Annotated in this window: 11 protein-coding genes; 4 read left to right on the top strand and 7 right to left on the bottom strand. The window is 56.6% G+C overall.

The genetic code is table 11. From position 1 onward, the window contains the following. Positions 1-87: 87 nt before the first annotated feature. The 3 genes from A3841_RS03685 to A3841_RS03675 all read right to left on the bottom strand — a co-directional run bounded on the left by A3841_RS03685 (position 88) and on the right by A3841_RS03675 (position 4,677). Complete coding sequence (locus tag A3841_RS03685; protein ID WP_073850954.1) at positions 88-954, bottom strand: SDR family NAD(P)-dependent oxidoreductase; 867 nt, start codon at positions 952-954, stop codon at positions 88-90. Positions 955-1,337: 383 nt separating this feature from the next. Then, positions 1,338-3,881, bottom strand: coding sequence for an ABC transporter permease (locus tag A3841_RS03680; RefSeq protein ID WP_317042472.1), 2,544 nt, complete (start codon positions 3,879-3,881; stop codon positions 1,338-1,340). A gap of 97 nt (positions 3,882-3,978) precedes the next feature. Further along, positions 3,979-4,677, bottom strand: coding sequence for an ABC transporter ATP-binding protein (locus tag A3841_RS03675; RefSeq protein ID WP_073851204.1), 699 nt, complete (start codon positions 4,675-4,677; stop codon positions 3,979-3,981). Between the two features lie 144 nt (positions 4,678-4,821). Here A3841_RS03675 and A3841_RS03670 point away from each other — a divergent pair, with 144 nt between their 5' ends. Next, a complete protein-coding gene (locus A3841_RS03670; protein ID WP_073850953.1) occupies positions 4,822-5,550 on the top strand; it encodes an arylesterase in 729 nt (242 codons plus the stop codon). Between the two features lie 168 nt (positions 5,551-5,718). On the opposite strand, the gene A3841_RS03665 is transcribed toward A3841_RS03670, so the two are convergent. From A3841_RS03665 to A3841_RS03655, 3 genes are all read right to left on the bottom strand, one after another. Continuing rightward, positions 5,719-6,888, bottom strand: coding sequence for an efflux RND transporter periplasmic adaptor subunit (locus A3841_RS03665; RefSeq protein WP_073850952.1), 1,170 nt, complete (start codon positions 6,886-6,888; stop codon positions 5,719-5,721). A 2-nt stretch (positions 6,889-6,890) separates the two neighbouring features. Beyond that, the gene (locus A3841_RS03660) at positions 6,891-11,276 is read right to left on the bottom strand and encodes a CusA/CzcA family heavy metal efflux RND transporter (protein ID WP_073850951.1); all 4,386 of its coding nucleotides are present in this window, start codon (positions 11,274-11,276) and stop codon (positions 6,891-6,893) included. 133 nt (positions 11,277-11,409) lie between these two features. Then, positions 11,410-11,733 (bottom strand): DUF6660 family protein, encoded by a 324-nt coding sequence (locus tag A3841_RS03655; protein WP_073850950.1) that lies wholly within the window; start codon positions 11,731-11,733, stop codon positions 11,410-11,412. A 258-nt stretch (positions 11,734-11,991) separates the two neighbouring features. Between A3841_RS03655 and A3841_RS03650 the strand changes: the two genes are divergently transcribed. Genes A3841_RS03650 through A3841_RS03640 form a run of 3 tightly spaced genes read left to right on the top strand, consistent with a single transcriptional unit; the run spans position 11,992 to position 14,591 of the window. Next, a complete protein-coding gene (locus A3841_RS03650; RefSeq protein WP_073850949.1) occupies positions 11,992-12,525 on the top strand; it encodes an RNA polymerase sigma factor in 534 nt (177 codons plus the stop codon). A 16-nt stretch (positions 12,526-12,541) separates the two neighbouring features. Further along, entirely contained in the window at positions 12,542-13,447 is a 906-nt protein-coding gene (locus tag A3841_RS03645; protein ID WP_073850948.1) for a hypothetical protein, read from the top strand. Positions 13,448-13,457: 10 nt separating this feature from the next. Then, the gene (locus A3841_RS03640) at positions 13,458-14,591 is read left to right on the top strand and encodes an outer membrane beta-barrel protein (RefSeq protein ID WP_073850947.1); all 1,134 of its coding nucleotides are present in this window, start codon (positions 13,458-13,460) and stop codon (positions 14,589-14,591) included. A gap of 66 nt (positions 14,592-14,657) precedes the next feature. On the opposite strand, the gene A3841_RS03635 is transcribed toward A3841_RS03640, so the two are convergent. Further along, on the bottom strand, positions 14,658-15,404 hold the full coding sequence (locus A3841_RS03635) for a TrmH family RNA methyltransferase (RefSeq protein WP_073850946.1): 747 nt from the start codon (positions 15,402-15,404) through the stop codon (positions 14,658-14,660). Positions 15,405-15,416: the final 12 nt, after the last annotated feature.

Here is a 15,416-nt window from a genome sequence, read left to right as displayed (position 1 = left end):
GCTTTATTTTTATAGGTGCTTAGAAAGAAATAAGCCTCGGCTCACTGTAGTAGTGTGAGCCGGGGCTTATTCATGACTTCATTGCAATTACTGGGTTATTTCCTCCTCATCATACTTGGCCGTGCCGGTCGGGTTCGTTTCTTCTTCCGCGGGGTCCTCCTCCATCAGGTGGCGCATACTTGCGGCCAGCGCCATGTCGGGCATTAGGTTGGAGCTGGTAGTCTGCAGCTTGTTTTTAAGGCCTGATACGATGCGGGTCTCCCCTTTCATGAGTGCCTCATAACCGTCAAGCGCTACTTCCTCCGGTTCGGACAGGCTGCCGTTGGCGGCCCGGGTATGCGCGGCGCCTGCCCTGCGGAAGAACATGGTGTTGCTGGGGCCAGGGCAAAGGGCCGTTACGGTAATGCCGGTGTCCTTCAGTTCATTGGAAAGTGCCTCCGAGAAAGACAGCATAAAGGCCTTGCTTGCCCCGTAAATAGCCATCAGCGGAGATGGCATGAACGACACGACAGAGGCCAGGTTCAGTATTTTTCCGTCACTGCGTTGCTTCATCTCAGGCAGGAAAAGTTTTGTTAACTCCACTGGGGTGGTGATATTGAGCTGGATGATAGCTTTCTCGCGCTCCAGGTCGGTCTCGAAGAACATGCCGTGTACCCCGGCACCGGCATTGTTCACCAGTACATCGACCTGCAGGCCGGCATTGTGCACTTCCTGGTATACTTCACGCGCCGCCTCCAGGCGTGTAAGGTCCGCTGTAATAATGCAGATATGCTCCAGTAGGTGCTGGTCCTGCAGGTAATGACCGAGTTTGCGCATGCGTTCGGTACTACGGGCCACCAGTACCAGGTTGTAGCCGTCCTTGGCAAAGAGCTTGGCAAATTCCATCCCGAAGCCATTGGAGGCTCCTGTGATCAGTACTGTCTTTTCCTTGTTCTTGTCTTTCATCGTTTTCATAGCTTATACTTTTGCTGCCTAATTTTAGAAGTTTACAGGTATATGATTGTACCAGCACCAGCACCATTAAGTTTCCTTTGTTTGATGTAGAGGAAAAGTGGACGAGCCAGCGTGTAAGTTTTGGAAGTTGCAGTCGGGCCTAGAAGTATAGCTTGAGGTTCGCCTTACAGCAAATCAGCTAATACAAAAAGGGCCCGGGCATATAGCCATGCCCGGGCCCTTACCGAAAGTATAAAAAGTATGCTATGAGGCGAACTGTGCGCTTCGGAACTATAAAGCCTCTCTCTATACTTTACGCTAGGGCTGTTACACCTGAATTTTCATTTTGCTTAACCCTGAACAAGTAGACCAGCACGGTTTGCAGAATCCTATAGAATTTAACGTTAAGCGGCCTCCCGCCTCAGTACCTCCAGCGGCGGACGGTTGAGGATGCCCCGGCTGTTGAGCATCCCGATAAAGACGGTGAGCGCCGTGATGCCGATAAATACAGGCAACAGCGGCGACAGATCCGGTACGAAGGCCACCTCAAAGCTGAACACAGCCAAGGCCCAGCTGGCCGCCACAGAAAGTATGATGCCCGTGCCCGCAGCCAGTGCGCCCAGCAGCAGGTATTCGAAGGCGTTTATGCCCAGGATCTGCCTGCGGCTGGCACCTAGTGTGCGTAATAATACACTTTCCTGCACCCGCTGGTACTTGCTGTTGTTGATGGAGCCGATCAGCACCAGCAGTCCTGTGCTAATGCTGAAGAGGGCCATGAACCGAATCACGAAAGAGATCTTGCCGAGTATATCATCCAGCGTTTCAAGTATAAGCCCCAGGTCGATGGCCGATACGTTGGGAAACTGGCGCACGAGCGCCTGCTGGAAAAGCGCTGCCTGCTCGTCCGTATCCGTGCGCGTCATCAGCACATGAAACTGCGGGGCTTCCTCCAGCACCCCCTTCGGGAACAGCAGCAGGAAGTTCGTCTGCACGCGGTTCCACTCGATCTCCCGCAGGTGGGTAATAACCGTCGGAATCAGCGCGCCCTGCACGTTAAAGATCAGCGTGTCCCCAAGCCCGGCTTTAAGTCGCTCGGCATAACCTTCTTCTATAGAGATGGGTATGGCCGCATTCGGATCCGTAACCTCTCCCTGCCACGTACCTTCCACCGTTTTCTCCGAACTGATGAGCGAGTCACGGTAGGTGACCCTAAACTCCCGGGTAAAGGCTCTTTCTGAAATCCCCAAGGTGGTATCAGCTCGAACATTGGCACCGGTCAGGCCGTTTATTTCCTCCAGGCGCATGGTTACCACCGGCACCGATTGTAGAATCGGCAGTCCCTCCTGTCTGACAAGGTCGGTAACGGCCTCCTTCTGCGCGGACTGAATGTCGAACAGCACCATGTTAGGCTGGTTCTCGCTGGCGGCAAAGGCTACCTCGCTCAGCAGAATGCGCTGCATCAGGAACAGCGTGGCGATAAGCGCGGTGCCCAGCCCGATGGAGACCGTGAGCAGCAGCGTCTGGTTGTTTGGCCGATACAAGTTGGCAAGACTCTGGCGCCACACATAGCCCCAGTGCACCGGGAAAAAGCGCTTCACGACCCACATCATCAGACGGGCAATCAGGGCCAGCACCACAAAGCCCACAAACACGCCACCGGTAAAGGCCAGCGCCTGCAACCAGGTACCCAGTTGGAAGTAGGAGAACAGGAAAATAAAGGCGACGATGAGGAAGTACACGCCCCAACGGAGCTTATCTGGCTGTTTAGACACATGCTCTATGCCCGCCCGTAGCGTGATGAGTGGCGAAATGTTGCGGATGGAGAGCAGCGGAAGCAGCGCAAAAAGCACGGCCACCACCACGCCAATGGCAATCCCCTGCAGAATAGCTGACCAGGAAACCGCTACCGTCACATCCACCGGCAGGAAGGTCTTGAACAGCTCCGGCAAGTATAACTGGATCAGGCTGCCAAGCAGCGCACCCACCACTGAGCCGATCAGCCCCATTGCAATCACCTGGAACAGGTAGATCAGGAAGGCCTGTTTGCCGCTCACGCCCAGGCAGCGAAGCACGCCAATAGTCGCCAGTTTCTCGCGTATGTACACATGCACGGCGCTGGCCACGCCCACGCACCCCAGCAGCAGGGCCACAAATCCCACCAGCGCCAGGAAGCGGGCCAGGTCCTCATACGATTTCCCGGTGCTTTCCTTGCGGCTCTCGATGGTGTCATAGCCAAAGCCCGCCTCGTCCAGCCGTTTCTCCAGCCGCTTCACCAGCTTGTCCGGGTCTATCGATGCGGGTAGTTTGTAGTAGTGGTAGTAGCTCACGCGGCTGCCTTTCTGCACCAGGCCCGTTTCCTCCAGGTAGTGGCGCGGAATGTATACAGCTGGCGCAATAGTGGCTGTCATGGCCGTTTGGCCCGGTATTTTATGCAAGGCCCCCGCGATCTCAAACGTCTGGTTGCCCACCTGTATCGAATCGCCGGGCTTGGCATTGTACTGCAGCAGCAGCGTCTGGTCTACCAGCGCCTTACGCCCCTCTTCCCTGAAAGTATGGCTGGCACGCTGGGGCTCCGTCTCGATGGAACCGTAATAGGGAAAACCACCCCGCTCCAGCGCCCGCACCTGCACCAGCCGGGTTCCGCCGGTTGACTTGAACTGCACCATCGACACAAAGCGCACTTCATCGGAGCGGTCGCCGCCCACGGCAATAGAATCCAGCAACTGCTGCTGGTCTTCCTCTATCTCCTTGTTGGCGGCAATCACCAGGTCTGCCCCGATCAGCGACTTCGCCTGGCTGTCAATGTCGGCGCGAAGGTTGTCGGCAAAGGAGTTGATGGCCACCAGCGCGGCAATGCCCAGTACGATGGATGAGATGAAGAGCGCCAGTCTGCCCCTGTTGCGGCGGCTGTCGCGCCAGGCCATTTTCAGGAGCCAGCGCAGGCGCAAAGGCCGTTTTCGGGGTAAATGTAGGGTGGTATCGGACACAGAATCTTTTTTTGAGGTGAAGGATTTCGGGTGAAGCAGTTATTTATACTTCTATACTTTACCCGTTGTTAACCACAGAGGTAACTTCATCTGAAACTACTGTGCCGCCTTTGATGCGGATGATGCGGTCGGTCTTGGCAGCCAGCTCCAGGTCATGCGTTACCAGCACCAGTGTGGTGCCTGCCTCCCGGTTCAGATCGAAGAGCAGTTTCTCCACGCGCTCGCCGGTTTCCTCGTCCAGGTTGCCAGTGGGCTCGTCCGCAAAAAGTATGGCCGGCCTGTTAGAGAAGGCCCTTGCCAACGACACCCGCTGCTGCTCGCCACCGGAAAGCTGCGTGGGGTAATGCACGGCCCGCTCCGCCAGGCCAACGCGTGCCAGCAAATCCATCGCCTGCTGCTGCACGTTGCGCTCCCCGCGCAATTCCAGGGGCACCATCACGTTCTCGAGGGCGGTGAGCGTGGGGATCAGCTGGAAATTCTGGAAGATAAAGCCTACGTATTGGTTGCGCACCTGCGCCCGCTCATCCTCTGAAAGGTCGTCCAGTTTGATCCCATTAAGTATAACGGAACCGGAGGAGGCCCTGTCGAGGCCGGCGCATAGGCCCAGCAGCGTGGTTTTGCCGCTGCCGGAGGGGCCTACAATAGCGCAGACATCCCCAGCCTCTAACGAAAAATTTATACCTTGCAGCACGGTCAGGTGTCGGTCGCCGCTGTCGTAGGTCTTCTTCAGGTCTTTTATTTCAAGTATGGTAGGCACTTTGATTTGTTTGGTTTTAGGTTGATATAGCAAGAAGGCCCGCGCAAAGTATAACGCTGCAGGCGCATCCTCCGAACAAAATAACTCTTTGGGTACGTTATAGGTTTAGCCCAGGGCAAGTATAAATTTAGGAAAAATTAAACGATGACGATAAAGAATCAGTTTTTAACCCTTGGATTGGCAGCCCTTACCGCCTTTTACGGCTGTGGCGAAGGCCAGACAAGTGCGAATATAGCGGCAGAGAAGGAAACACGCGCCGCCGGAAGTCCCGACGCGAAAGCCGAGGCGGAGACGCAGATCATCCTTTTCTTCGGCAACAGCCTCACGGCCGGCTACGGGCTCGATCAGCCAGACCTGGCCTTCCCCGGCCTCATACAGCAGCGCATCGACTCCCTGGACCTGCCCTACAAGGTGGTGAACGCCGGATTGAGCGGGGAAACCACGGCAGGAGGCAAGAGCCGCATCGATTGGTTGCTGAAGAAGCAGCCCGTGGATATTTTTGTGCTGGAACTCGGCGCCAATGATGGCTTGCGCGGTATTTCCACGGAGGAAACCTACGCCAATCTCAAGGCCATCATTCAGAAAGTGCGCGCCAGCAACCCCGAGGTAAAAATTATACTTACCGGTATGCAGATGCCACCAAGTATGGGCCAGCAGTATTCGAAGGATTTCCGGGAGGTGTTTACCCGTGTGGCGGAAGAGGAAAGCGTGGCGCTGGTGCCTTTTCTGCTGGAAGGCGTGGGCGGAGAGGCTGACCTGAACCAGGGCGACGGCATCCACCCGACGGAGGAAGGCCAGAAGATACTGGCTGAGAATGTATGGGAGGTGCTGGGGCCGATCCTGCAGGAGGAAGCGGTAGCTGCAGGAGTATAAAATCAGTTTGATTCGAAAAAAGTCGGAAATTTTCAGCCATATCGTAACCTTCTATAACCAGTGCCGTTAGTAAGTATGGCTAAAAGTTGAAAACTTGATTTTCATAAACACGAAACGGCTCCTCATTTATGGGGAGCCGTTTCTGATTTTACAGGTTTTTCAAGGCAACTATTCCTCCGCCACCTCAGACTTCATCTTCTCTGAAAGTATAAACGAGGCGCCTTTCTGCACTAGCTGCGCATCCTGTGGCAATTCCTCCTCCAAACGGATTTCGGTAAAGCCATTCTCTGTGACGCCCGTCTCCACGGGTAGCATTTTGAACGTGTTCTCGCTGAGCTGCTGAAAAACGTAGGCTTTGTTCTTGTACAGCACGACCGCCTCTTCCGGAACGGAGGTCGCCGCATGTTTGCCCGTCAGGATATGGCCGTTGATGTACATGCCCGGCAGCAGGCCTTTGTGCTGGTTGTCCTTTATCTCGGCATGCACCGGCACCACGCGGGTCTCGCCCGCAAAGGATTTCCCGACGGCGAAGATCTCCGCCTCCACCTCCTGCCCCGACACGTTAGGCAGCGAGAAGACTACCTTCTGCCCTTTCTCCAGCCGCGAAAAATCTTTCTCGAACACATTTAGGTCCAGGTGCAGGTGGCTGTCGTCAATGATCTGCAGCACAGGCTGGTTTGGCTCTGCAAACGAGCCCAGGTTGATGGCGATGGATTGCACGTAACCCGAAATGGGGGCCGTGAGGTTGAGGGTACGCGTGATGCGGCCGTTCTCCACGCTCTTAGGCGAGATGCCCAGCGTCAGCAACTGCTCCCGCAGCGAGTTCAGCTTCGCCTCTAGCACTTTTACTTCGCTGGTGGCCTGCTGGTACCTGCGCAGGGCGCCAACCTGCTCCTCCGAAAGCATTTTCTGGCGCTCATACTCCTGCCGTGCCATACCCAGCTGGCTGCTTGCTGAAAGATAGGCTTCCTGCAGCTGCAGCAGGTCCGGATTTTCGATGGTGGCCAGCACCTTCCCTTTCTGCACAAGGTCACCCTCTATCACGTGGATGCTGCGCACCATCCCCCCCATTAAGGGGCTCACACTGGCCATACCCTGCGGCGGCAACGACAGCTGCCCTTTGGCGGACACACGGGTGGAAAGCGTGCGCTCCTCCAGGGGGCCTACCTCTAGCTTGCTCACCTGCTGCATTTCCTTGGAGAACTGCACTACATCTGGTGCTGTGGCCGCAGCGGGAGCTTCAGCCTTCGTTGTCTCTGGGGTAGTCTCTGCCTGCTCTGAACAGGCCGTGGTGAAAAGTATGGCGGCGATTGCTGCCGGTATTATATATCGTTTCATGTTTATTCTTCTCCGGTTAAAAACTGTAGGTTGATGATGCTCTGGTTATAATGCAGGAGGGCGTTGAGGTACTGCAGGCGCAGCGTGTAGGCCTGCTCCATGGCTTGCACAAACTCCACGTAATCCACCTCTCCCAGCCTGAAACTGATGTCAGCGGCCTTCTCGAGCTGCGCCGCCTGCTGCAGCGCCCCCTGCTCGTAGTACTGAAGCTGCTGCGCCTGCTTCTCCAGCTCCTGCAAGGCGTTTTTCAAGTCGGTTTCGAGGCTACGTTCGCGCGCCTCCGCCTGCTTCTGTACTGCCTGCTCATGCAGGCGTGCCGCCGTTATCTTCGATTTCTGCGCTCCGAACCAGAGCGGCACCGAAATGCCTGCCTCCACACCCGTAAAGCGGTCGGAGTTGCCGTAAACCCGTGACGGGTCGTGCCCCGGGCTCTCGCCGATAAAGGTCTGGTTGAAGTAGCCGATGCTAAAGTCCGGCAGCAGCCTGGCCTTCTCAAGCTTGGTTTCCTGCTGCGCCACCTGCACCTCGCTTTGCAGCAGCTGCAGCCATACGTGTGCGGCGGTTGTGTCGGTCAATACCTGGGAGGTATACTTCTGTTGCGGGGCCGCGGCAAAATACACAGCTCCCTCGGGTGCGTGCAGCAGCTGGCGCAGGCGGGTTTCCGCTATGGTTGCGTCAGCGGTGGCTTGTGCCAGCTCGGCTTGCATGCCCAGTCGCTTGGCCTCTGCTGTGGCGCGCTCCAGGGCTCCCGTTTCGCCGGCGCGTTCCCGCACGCGGGCTGCCCGCTCAAAGTTGGCGAAGAGCGAGTCCTGGGCAAGTATAAGCTGCCGCCTGCCCTGCATGTGCTGCCACTGCTCAAAAGCCAGCTTCACATCGCGCAGCACCTGCCGCTCCGTCAGCCGTTGCCGGATCTCCGCCTGTGTGGCATGTGCATCGGCTAGCCTGGCTTGCCGCCCATACACGGTCGGAAAAGCGAATTGCTGTGCGATGGTGATCTCCTCATCCGTCTCTGCGGTACTGACCTGGCCGCGCTTATAGTTCAGGCTGGTCTTGGGCAGATCGTAGGCCGCTCCCTTCAGGGCCCTTTGCCGTTCGGTTTCCAGCTGTGCCGCGCGGAGCGTAGGGTTGTTCTCGCGCGCATATTGCAAAGCTCCCTGCAGATCCAGCTGCTGCGGCGCCTCCTGTGCCTGAGTGGAAAGGCCGCCGCCAAAGTATAAACCTATACTTAAGAGAAGCAGCACAACCGGGTGTACCCTAACAATTTGTGCTTTTTTCTCCTCTTTGGAAGTAAAGATGAAGTAAAGCACCGGCAGCACCACCAGCGTTAGCATCGTGGAGGTTACCAGGCCCCCGATCACCACCGTGGCCAGTGGCCGCTGCACCTCTGCCCCGGCAGACCCGGAGAGCGCCATCGGCAGGAAGCCCAGGGCTGCCACGGAGGCCGTCATGAGCACCGGGCGAAGGCGCACGGTGGTGCCCTCGATCACCCGTTCATACACATCGTCCCATCCCTCCCGTTTGAGCTGGTTCAGGTAGCCGATCAGTACGATGCCGTTCAGCACCGCCACCCCGAACAGGGCAATGAAGCCGACTCCGGCCGATATACTGAACGGCATATCGCGCAGCCAGAGGGCAAAGATGCCTCCGATGGCAGCCAGCGGTATGGCCGTGAAAATGAGCAGCCCCTGCTTCATCGACCTGAAGGTAAAGTATAAAAGCACCAGGATGAGCAGCAACGCCGCCGGCACCGCGATCTGCAGGCGCTGCTTGGCGTTTACCAGGTTCTCAAACTGACCGCCATAGGTGATGTAGTAGCCGGCGGGCAGTTTTAGCTCCTGCTCCAGCTTTAGCTTTACCTCCTCCACGATCGACTCCACGTCGCGGTCGCGCACGTTAAAGCCGACCACAATGCGGCGGCGGCCTTCCTCGCGGGAAATCTGCATGGGCCCATTCTCCACACGGATGTCAGCTACCTGTAGCAGCGGCACTTGGCCACCGTTTGGCAGCGGCACGAAGAGTTCCTCAATATCGTTCAGGTTCTGGCGAGAATCCTGCTGCAGGCGCACCACCACGTCAAAGCGGCGATCCCCCTCGTACACCGAACCTGCGGTTTCGCCGGCAAAGGCCGTGCGCAGCACGCGGTTCACGTCCACTACCTGTAGGCCATACTGTGCCAGTCGCTCGCGTTTATACTCCACCACAATCTGCGGCAAGCCCGTCACCTCCTCCACAAAGAGGTCCTGCGCGCCCTGCACCGGGCGAATCAGGCGTTCTGCCTCGCTTGCCAGCGCACTCAGCTCGTTCAGATCCTCGCCATAGATTTTGACGGCCACATCCTGTCGGGCACCCGTGATCAGTTCGTTAAAGCGTAGCTGGATGGGCTGCTGAAAACCATAGTTCACGCCTGGCAGCACCTGCAGCGCAGAATCCATCTTGGCTGCCAGTTCCTCGCGGGTGCTGGCGCTGGTCCATTCTTCGCGGGGTTTAAGCAGGATCATCACGTCGGCTGCCTCAATCGGCATGGGGTCGGTCGGTATCTCGGCTGTTCCGATCTTGCCGATCACTTCCTTCACCTCCGGAAAGTTTTTCTGCAATATCTCACTGGCCTTTAGGGTGGTTTGGATCGTTTGCTCAAGCGATGCTCCGGGCACCAGGCGCAGGTCCATGGCAAAGTCACCCTCATCCAGCTGCGGGATAAACTCCCCGCCCATGCGGCTGAACACTACCAGGCTGAGGGCCAGCAGGCCGAGCGCCATTCCCAGGATCAGTGCTTTGCTGCGCAGGGCAAACTTGATGACCGGCTGGTAATAGTACATGATCTTGTCCATGAGCCGGTCGGAGATGTTGCGCTTGTGCTTTGTCTTTTTGCTCAGCACCAGCGTGGAGATCATCGGCACATAGGTAAGCGAAAGGATGAGCGCGCCGATAATGGCAAAGCTCACGGTCTGCGCCATCGGCCGGAACATCTTGCCCTCAATGCCTACCAGCGCCAGAATCGGCAGGTAAACGATGAGGATAATGATCATGCCGAAGGCGGCGGAGTTCATAATCTTGGAGGCGGCGCTTTCCACTTCCAGGTCCATTTCCCGCTGCGTGAGCTTTCGGAGCGGCAGGTTGGCGTTCTTGGCCACGATAAAGTGCAGCACAGACTCCACAATAATCACCGAGCCGTCCACGATCAGGCCGAAGTCGATCGCGCCCAGGCTCATCAGGTTGCCCGATACGCCAAACAGGTTCATCATGGTGATGGCAAACAGCATGGAGAGCGGGATAACCGAGGCTACCACCAGGCCGGCCCGCAGGTTGCCCAGCATGAGCACCAGCACAAACACCACGATCAGGCCGCCTTCTATCAAGTTTTTGATGACCGTGTTCACAGCCCTGTCTACCAGTTCGCTGCGGTCGAGATAGGCGCTGATCTCCAGGCCTTCGGGCAGCGATGCCTGAATGGTCTTTACCCGCTCCTGCACCTCCTTGATCACCTGCGAGGAGTTGGCGTCTTTGTACATGAGCACGATGCCGCCCACCACTTCGCCCTCATTGTTGCGGGTAAGCGCACCATAGCGCACGGGGTGGCCATACTTTACCTCCGCCACATCGCTCACCAGCACCGGCACACCATTGCGGTTGTTGATCACGATCTGCTCAATGTCACCGAGCTCGTTCACCATACCCAGGCCACGGATAAAGAAGGCGCTGTTGTTTTTTTCGATATAGGCGGCACCGGTGTTCTCATTATTCATGCTGATGGCCTCCAGCACGTCGGGCACGGTCAGGTTCAGGCTGCGGAGGCGGTCCGGGTTCAGGGCCACTTCATACTCTTTCAAAAAGCCGCCAAAGCTGCTTACGTCGGCCACGCCGGGCGTTCCGAGCAGTTGCCGGCGCACGATCCAATCTTGGATAGTGCGTAGCTCCATGGGTGTGTACTCCTTGGTGCTTCCTTCCTTCGCGTGGATGGTGTACTGGTAAATCTCCCCGAGGCCGGTGCTGACAGGGGCCATTTCGGGTGTGCCTACCCCCGGCGGAATCTCCTCCACGGCCAGGTCGAGGCGCTCCTTGATGAGCTGGCGGGCCAGGTAAATGTCTACGCCGTCCTCAAAAACGACGGTGATTACGGATAAGCCAAAGCGCGACACCGAGCGCATCTCAATGGCGTCGGGCACGTTGGCAAGGGCAATTTCTATGGGGGTGGTGATGAAGCGCTCTACCTCCTGGGCCGCCAGCGTGGGCGAGGAAGTGACCACCTGCACCTGGTTGTTGGTGATGTCGGGTACGGCATCTACGGGCAGTTTGGTGAGGTTGTAAATACCCACCACCACCAATGCCAGCACCATCAGCCCCACCACCAGTTTGTTATGTATGGAGAAACTAATAATCTTCTGAAACATGATCTGCAGTTTAATTCTAAGTATAACCTGCCCGGAATAGCGTGATGATACCGCACAAAGTATAGCCTGTGCGGCACAAACAAAGTATACATCTCGTTATGGAAATCTATACTTACCCCGGGTACATAAGAAATTAAGCTGCCTGCCGTGGCGGGCGCCACAGCGCAAAGGCGATATGTTTTACCTGCTCCGCCGCCAGCTGCACGGGCCTTCCCTGCGGGACTACCAATACCCTGAGAACCAGCTGTGTGAACTCGTGCGTCACCGTGAGGGTGGCACAGCAGGTGCAGGCGCAGAACACCGGGCAGGTGTCCTCGTGGAAAGGGCTCTCGCCGGTGGTGTGGGCGGGATCCACTACCTGCTGTGCGTGCTCATGTGCAGACATGATGATGTCCGTGCATGGCTGCAAGGCCATCCAGAGCATGATAAACGACAGGAGCAGTGTAGCGGTCCTCATGGCGGCAAAAGTACGGCACAGGACCCACAAATCCATATTTACCGCCAAATCAGCTCTAAGCCAAGGGTCTGACTTGAAAATATCATAGCTGATGTTCAGGGATTTATAGTGTACGTTTTGGGCATCACAAAAAAAAGATGAAAATTTATACTTCCTCAGGCAACCTCCCTACGGGTACCCTGCATCTAAGGGGTAAAGAGCAACCAAATGCTCCTCTTGACAAACGGAAGACAACTATAGATTAAACCTTTACAGCGCGTGACAGAAGCAGAACTGATAGCAGGATGCCAGCGGGCAGACGGAAAGGCGCAGAAGCTCCTGTACGAGCGCTTTGCCTCGCAGATGTACGGCGTGTGCCTGCGCTATCTGAAGAACCAGATGGATGCCGAGGAGGCGCTGCTGAACGGGTTTATGAAAATCTACCAGCATGTGGACCGTTTCGAGGGCAAGGGCAGCTTTGAGGGTTGGGTGCGCCGGATCATGGTGAACGAGGCGCTGGCTTTTCTGCGCAAGAAGGAGCCGCTGCACCTGGCCATTGAAGATTCTTACGTGCAGGTGGCCAACCCCACCAGTGCCGACCATGACCTGGCCGAGGGCGAGCTGCTGGAATTGCTGGGGACTTTACCTGCCGGCTACAGGGCGGTTTTTAACCTGTACGCCATAGAAGGATATGCACACAAGGAAATAGCCGATATGCTCGGGATAACCGAGGGTACTTCCAAATCGCAGTTGAGCAAAGCACGCAGCATGCTGCAGCGCAGACTGGAAGGGCAAGCGGCTATAGCCGGATAAAGAAGGAGGACGAAAGATGAAACCAGAAGACATAGACAAACTATTCAAGGAGCGGCTGGGCCACACCTCTCCCACTCCGCCCGCCGACCTGTGGAATCGCCTGCAGACCCGAATGGAGGCCGGTGAGGAAAAGCCAGTTATACTTCTGACGCCGGAGGCGGAGCAGAAGAAAGAGGGCAAGCAGCGTTATTTGTGGATTTACTCTGCGGTGGCGGCCACGCTGTCGCTGCTGCTGGCGGTGGGTGTGGTGTTCTTTAACATCAACTCAGGCACACCCGAAATCAGCGGGACCATCACCAAGTATGATGGCACGCTGCCAGAGCAAAGTACAGTCGTGGAGCCTATACTGATACCTGCGCCGGAAGCAACCGCTAAGGAAAGTATGATGGCGGAGGCAGCCGACGAGAATTTGCCCGAAACAGAAAAAAAACTTACCCCCCAGGCAACCGATGAACCAACGCCAGCATCTACCCTATCAAAGAAGCCTGTAAAGCAGCTAACCCTAGCCAAAGCAACTCCTAAAGCTGCACCGCAGCCAGGCAAGGCTAAGGCAACTGTACAGGAGGTGACTATGGAAGATGCGCAGCCGGCCATCGCAGCCAACACCACTTCCGAAGCGCCTGCCGTAGAAGTGGCACCGGTAACACAGCCTGCAGCCGTTGCCAGTGCCAACCTCAACGCCGAGCCAGTGGAAATCATCATCAAGCGCGCCGTGGCCACCCAGACGGCCATGCCTGAAGAAACGGAGCAGCTAGGCAGTGGCAACAGCAGAAAAGCGCTGGCCAGGAACATCTTCAAGCAGGTGCGCAACCTGGCCTCCGGCGATGGCGTGGAGTTGGAGGAACTGGGCATCCGTGCCGACCGGGTAGCCCTGGAAACGCAGATCGGCAAGCAGAAAATCTCAAAAGTGATCAATCTCTAAATCCAAAAACATGAAACGGATTCTACTACTCGTACTGGCCATTTGCATGGCCGCCGCTACCGGTGTGTCTGCCAAAGGCGGCAATATCTTGAAAGAGCGCCTGCTCACTACCGACCAGGACACCATTGTGGTGAAAATGGCCAACGGCGCCACCATGATCCTGCACCTGGAGAACATGCAGCAACTGCAGGCCTTCCAGAACTACAGCCTCGACTCGCTGATGCGTGAGCTGACCAAGTATGTGGAGCGCGTGGACCAGATGGAAAACTCAAACCAGGAGTCGAAGGAGATGACTGTAACCTTTAACAGGTCGGAGGCCGAGGGCGGCCAGGGAGAGCAGGTAACCATTACCGTGCAGGAAGAAGACCCGCAGACGGGCAAGGTAAAAAAGGAGACGCACGAGGTAGTGCTCAACAAGGTGTTCAAGATAAAAGTGGATGTGGAGGAAGACGGCGATAACACCACTGTAAACGTGGACATGCCCACCAAGCACGAGCGCGACAGCCTCCGCCAGGTAAAGGAGGAGGAATCCTATAAGGCCACCAACGTGGGCTTCGACATGGACCTGGGCTTTAACGCCTTCACCGAGCAGGGCCGCAGCATGGTGGACCTGAGGCCGTGGGGATCGCGCTACGTGAGCCTGAACATGCGCCTGAAGTCCCAGATCGGTGGCCGCAAGAGCCCCTTCCACCTGGTGTCTGGCCTGGAGTTTGCCTTCAACAACTACATGTTCGAGGACGACATCGTGGTGGAGGACATCGATAACATGACCTTCTTCACCCTGGACCCGGAGCGTAATTTCGAGAAATCGAAGCTGACCCACTCCACCGTGAACGTACCTCTGATGGCGACGCTGGAGTTTAAGCGGGACAATGGCAAGGATGGCTTCACGCTGGGTGCCGGCCCCTTTGTAGGCTACCGCCTGGGCAGCCACACCAAGCTAAAGTATGAGGCAGGCGGCAAGACGGAGAAAGACAAGACCCGCGACAGCTTCAACCTCAGCGATTTCCATTACGGTGTGGAGGGCGTGATCGGGTACGGCGGCCTGAACCTGTTCGCCAAGTATAACATGAACGACCTGTTCAAGGATAACCGCGGCCCGCAGACGAACGTGATCAGCTTCGGCGTCCGGTTGTTCTACTAAGTATAAAACGTGTTTGTAATTTAAGGTGAGTATGAAAGAGGGGCTGTAGCAGGCCCTTCTTTTGTTTTAGCTGTTGCGCCTGAAGTTATCGATGATGATGGCGGTAGCCGTGGCCACGTTCAAAGACTCTGCCCCACCGAAGGCGGGTATTTTAATGAGCTGGTTCACCTGCTGCGCCACCTCGGGCCGGATGCCGTTTGCCTCGTTTCCCAACACCACGATGCCCTCTGGCCTGAGCTGCATGCGGTGCAGGTTCTCACCACTGAGGGCGGCGCCATAAATTTTATACTTGCCGGTGTGCTGCTGCAGCCAGGCTGGAAGGTCGAGGTAGTATACCTGCACGCGCGTGAAGGAGCCCATGGTGGAAGAGATCACCTTCGGGTTGTAAAAGTCGGCGCAGGTTTCGGAGCAGACCACATTGTGGATGCCGTACCAGTCGGCGATGCGGATGATGGTACCCAGGTTGCCGGGATCCCGGATGTCGTCGAGGGCGATAACCAGGTCTGACGGGCTGATCTGCAGTGGCTGTAGCTGTTTCATACTTGCTACGGCCAGGGCGGCGTTGTTGCTGGAGAAGGTGCCGGCTTTTACGAGCTCTTCCTCGGTCACCACCTCGTATTTTAAACCTTTGGCAAGTAGAGCGGTATGATCCCGCAGGAAGTCCTCGGTCACGAAAAGGTGCTGCAGTGCAAAGCCGGACTGTAATAATTCCAGCACACTTTTGGCCCCCTCCACCACAAAGGCTTGGTGTTGGTTGCGGTATTTTTTTACTTGCAACGATTTAATATACTTTACGACTGCTTTCGACAACATAGCTGGACACGT

The organism is Pontibacter flavimaris (assembly GCF_001907195.1).
Lineage (GTDB): Bacteria > Bacteroidota > Bacteroidia > Cytophagales > Hymenobacteraceae > Pontibacter > Pontibacter flavimaris.
Note: the sequence above shows the minus strand (reverse complement) of the source record. Positions and strands in the feature narration are given on the sequence as shown.

Coding starts and splice junctions, on each gene's coding strand:
- A3841_RS03685 (WP_073850954.1), bottom strand. CDS start 954: ATGAAAACGATGAAAGACAAGAACAAGGAAAAGACAGTACTGATCACA.
- A3841_RS03670 (WP_073850953.1), top strand. CDS start 4,822: ATGACGATAAAGAATCAGTTTTTAACCCTTGGATTGGCAGCCCTTACC.
- A3841_RS03665 (WP_073850952.1), bottom strand. CDS start 6,888: ATGAAACGATATATAATACCGGCAGCAATCGCCGCCATACTTTTCACC.
- A3841_RS03660 (WP_073850951.1), bottom strand. CDS start 11,276: ATGTTTCAGAAGATTATTAGTTTCTCCATACATAACAAACTGGTGGTG.
- A3841_RS03655 (WP_073850950.1), bottom strand. CDS start 11,733: ATGAGGACCGCTACACTGCTCCTGTCGTTTATCATGCTCTGGATGGCC.
- A3841_RS03645 (WP_073850948.1), top strand. CDS start 12,542: ATGAAACCAGAAGACATAGACAAACTATTCAAGGAGCGGCTGGGCCAC.
- A3841_RS03640 (WP_073850947.1), top strand. CDS start 13,458: ATGAAACGGATTCTACTACTCGTACTGGCCATTTGCATGGCCGCCGCT.
- A3841_RS03635 (WP_073850946.1), bottom strand. CDS start 15,404: ATGTTGTCGAAAGCAGTCGTAAAGTATATTAAATCGTTGCAAGTAAAA.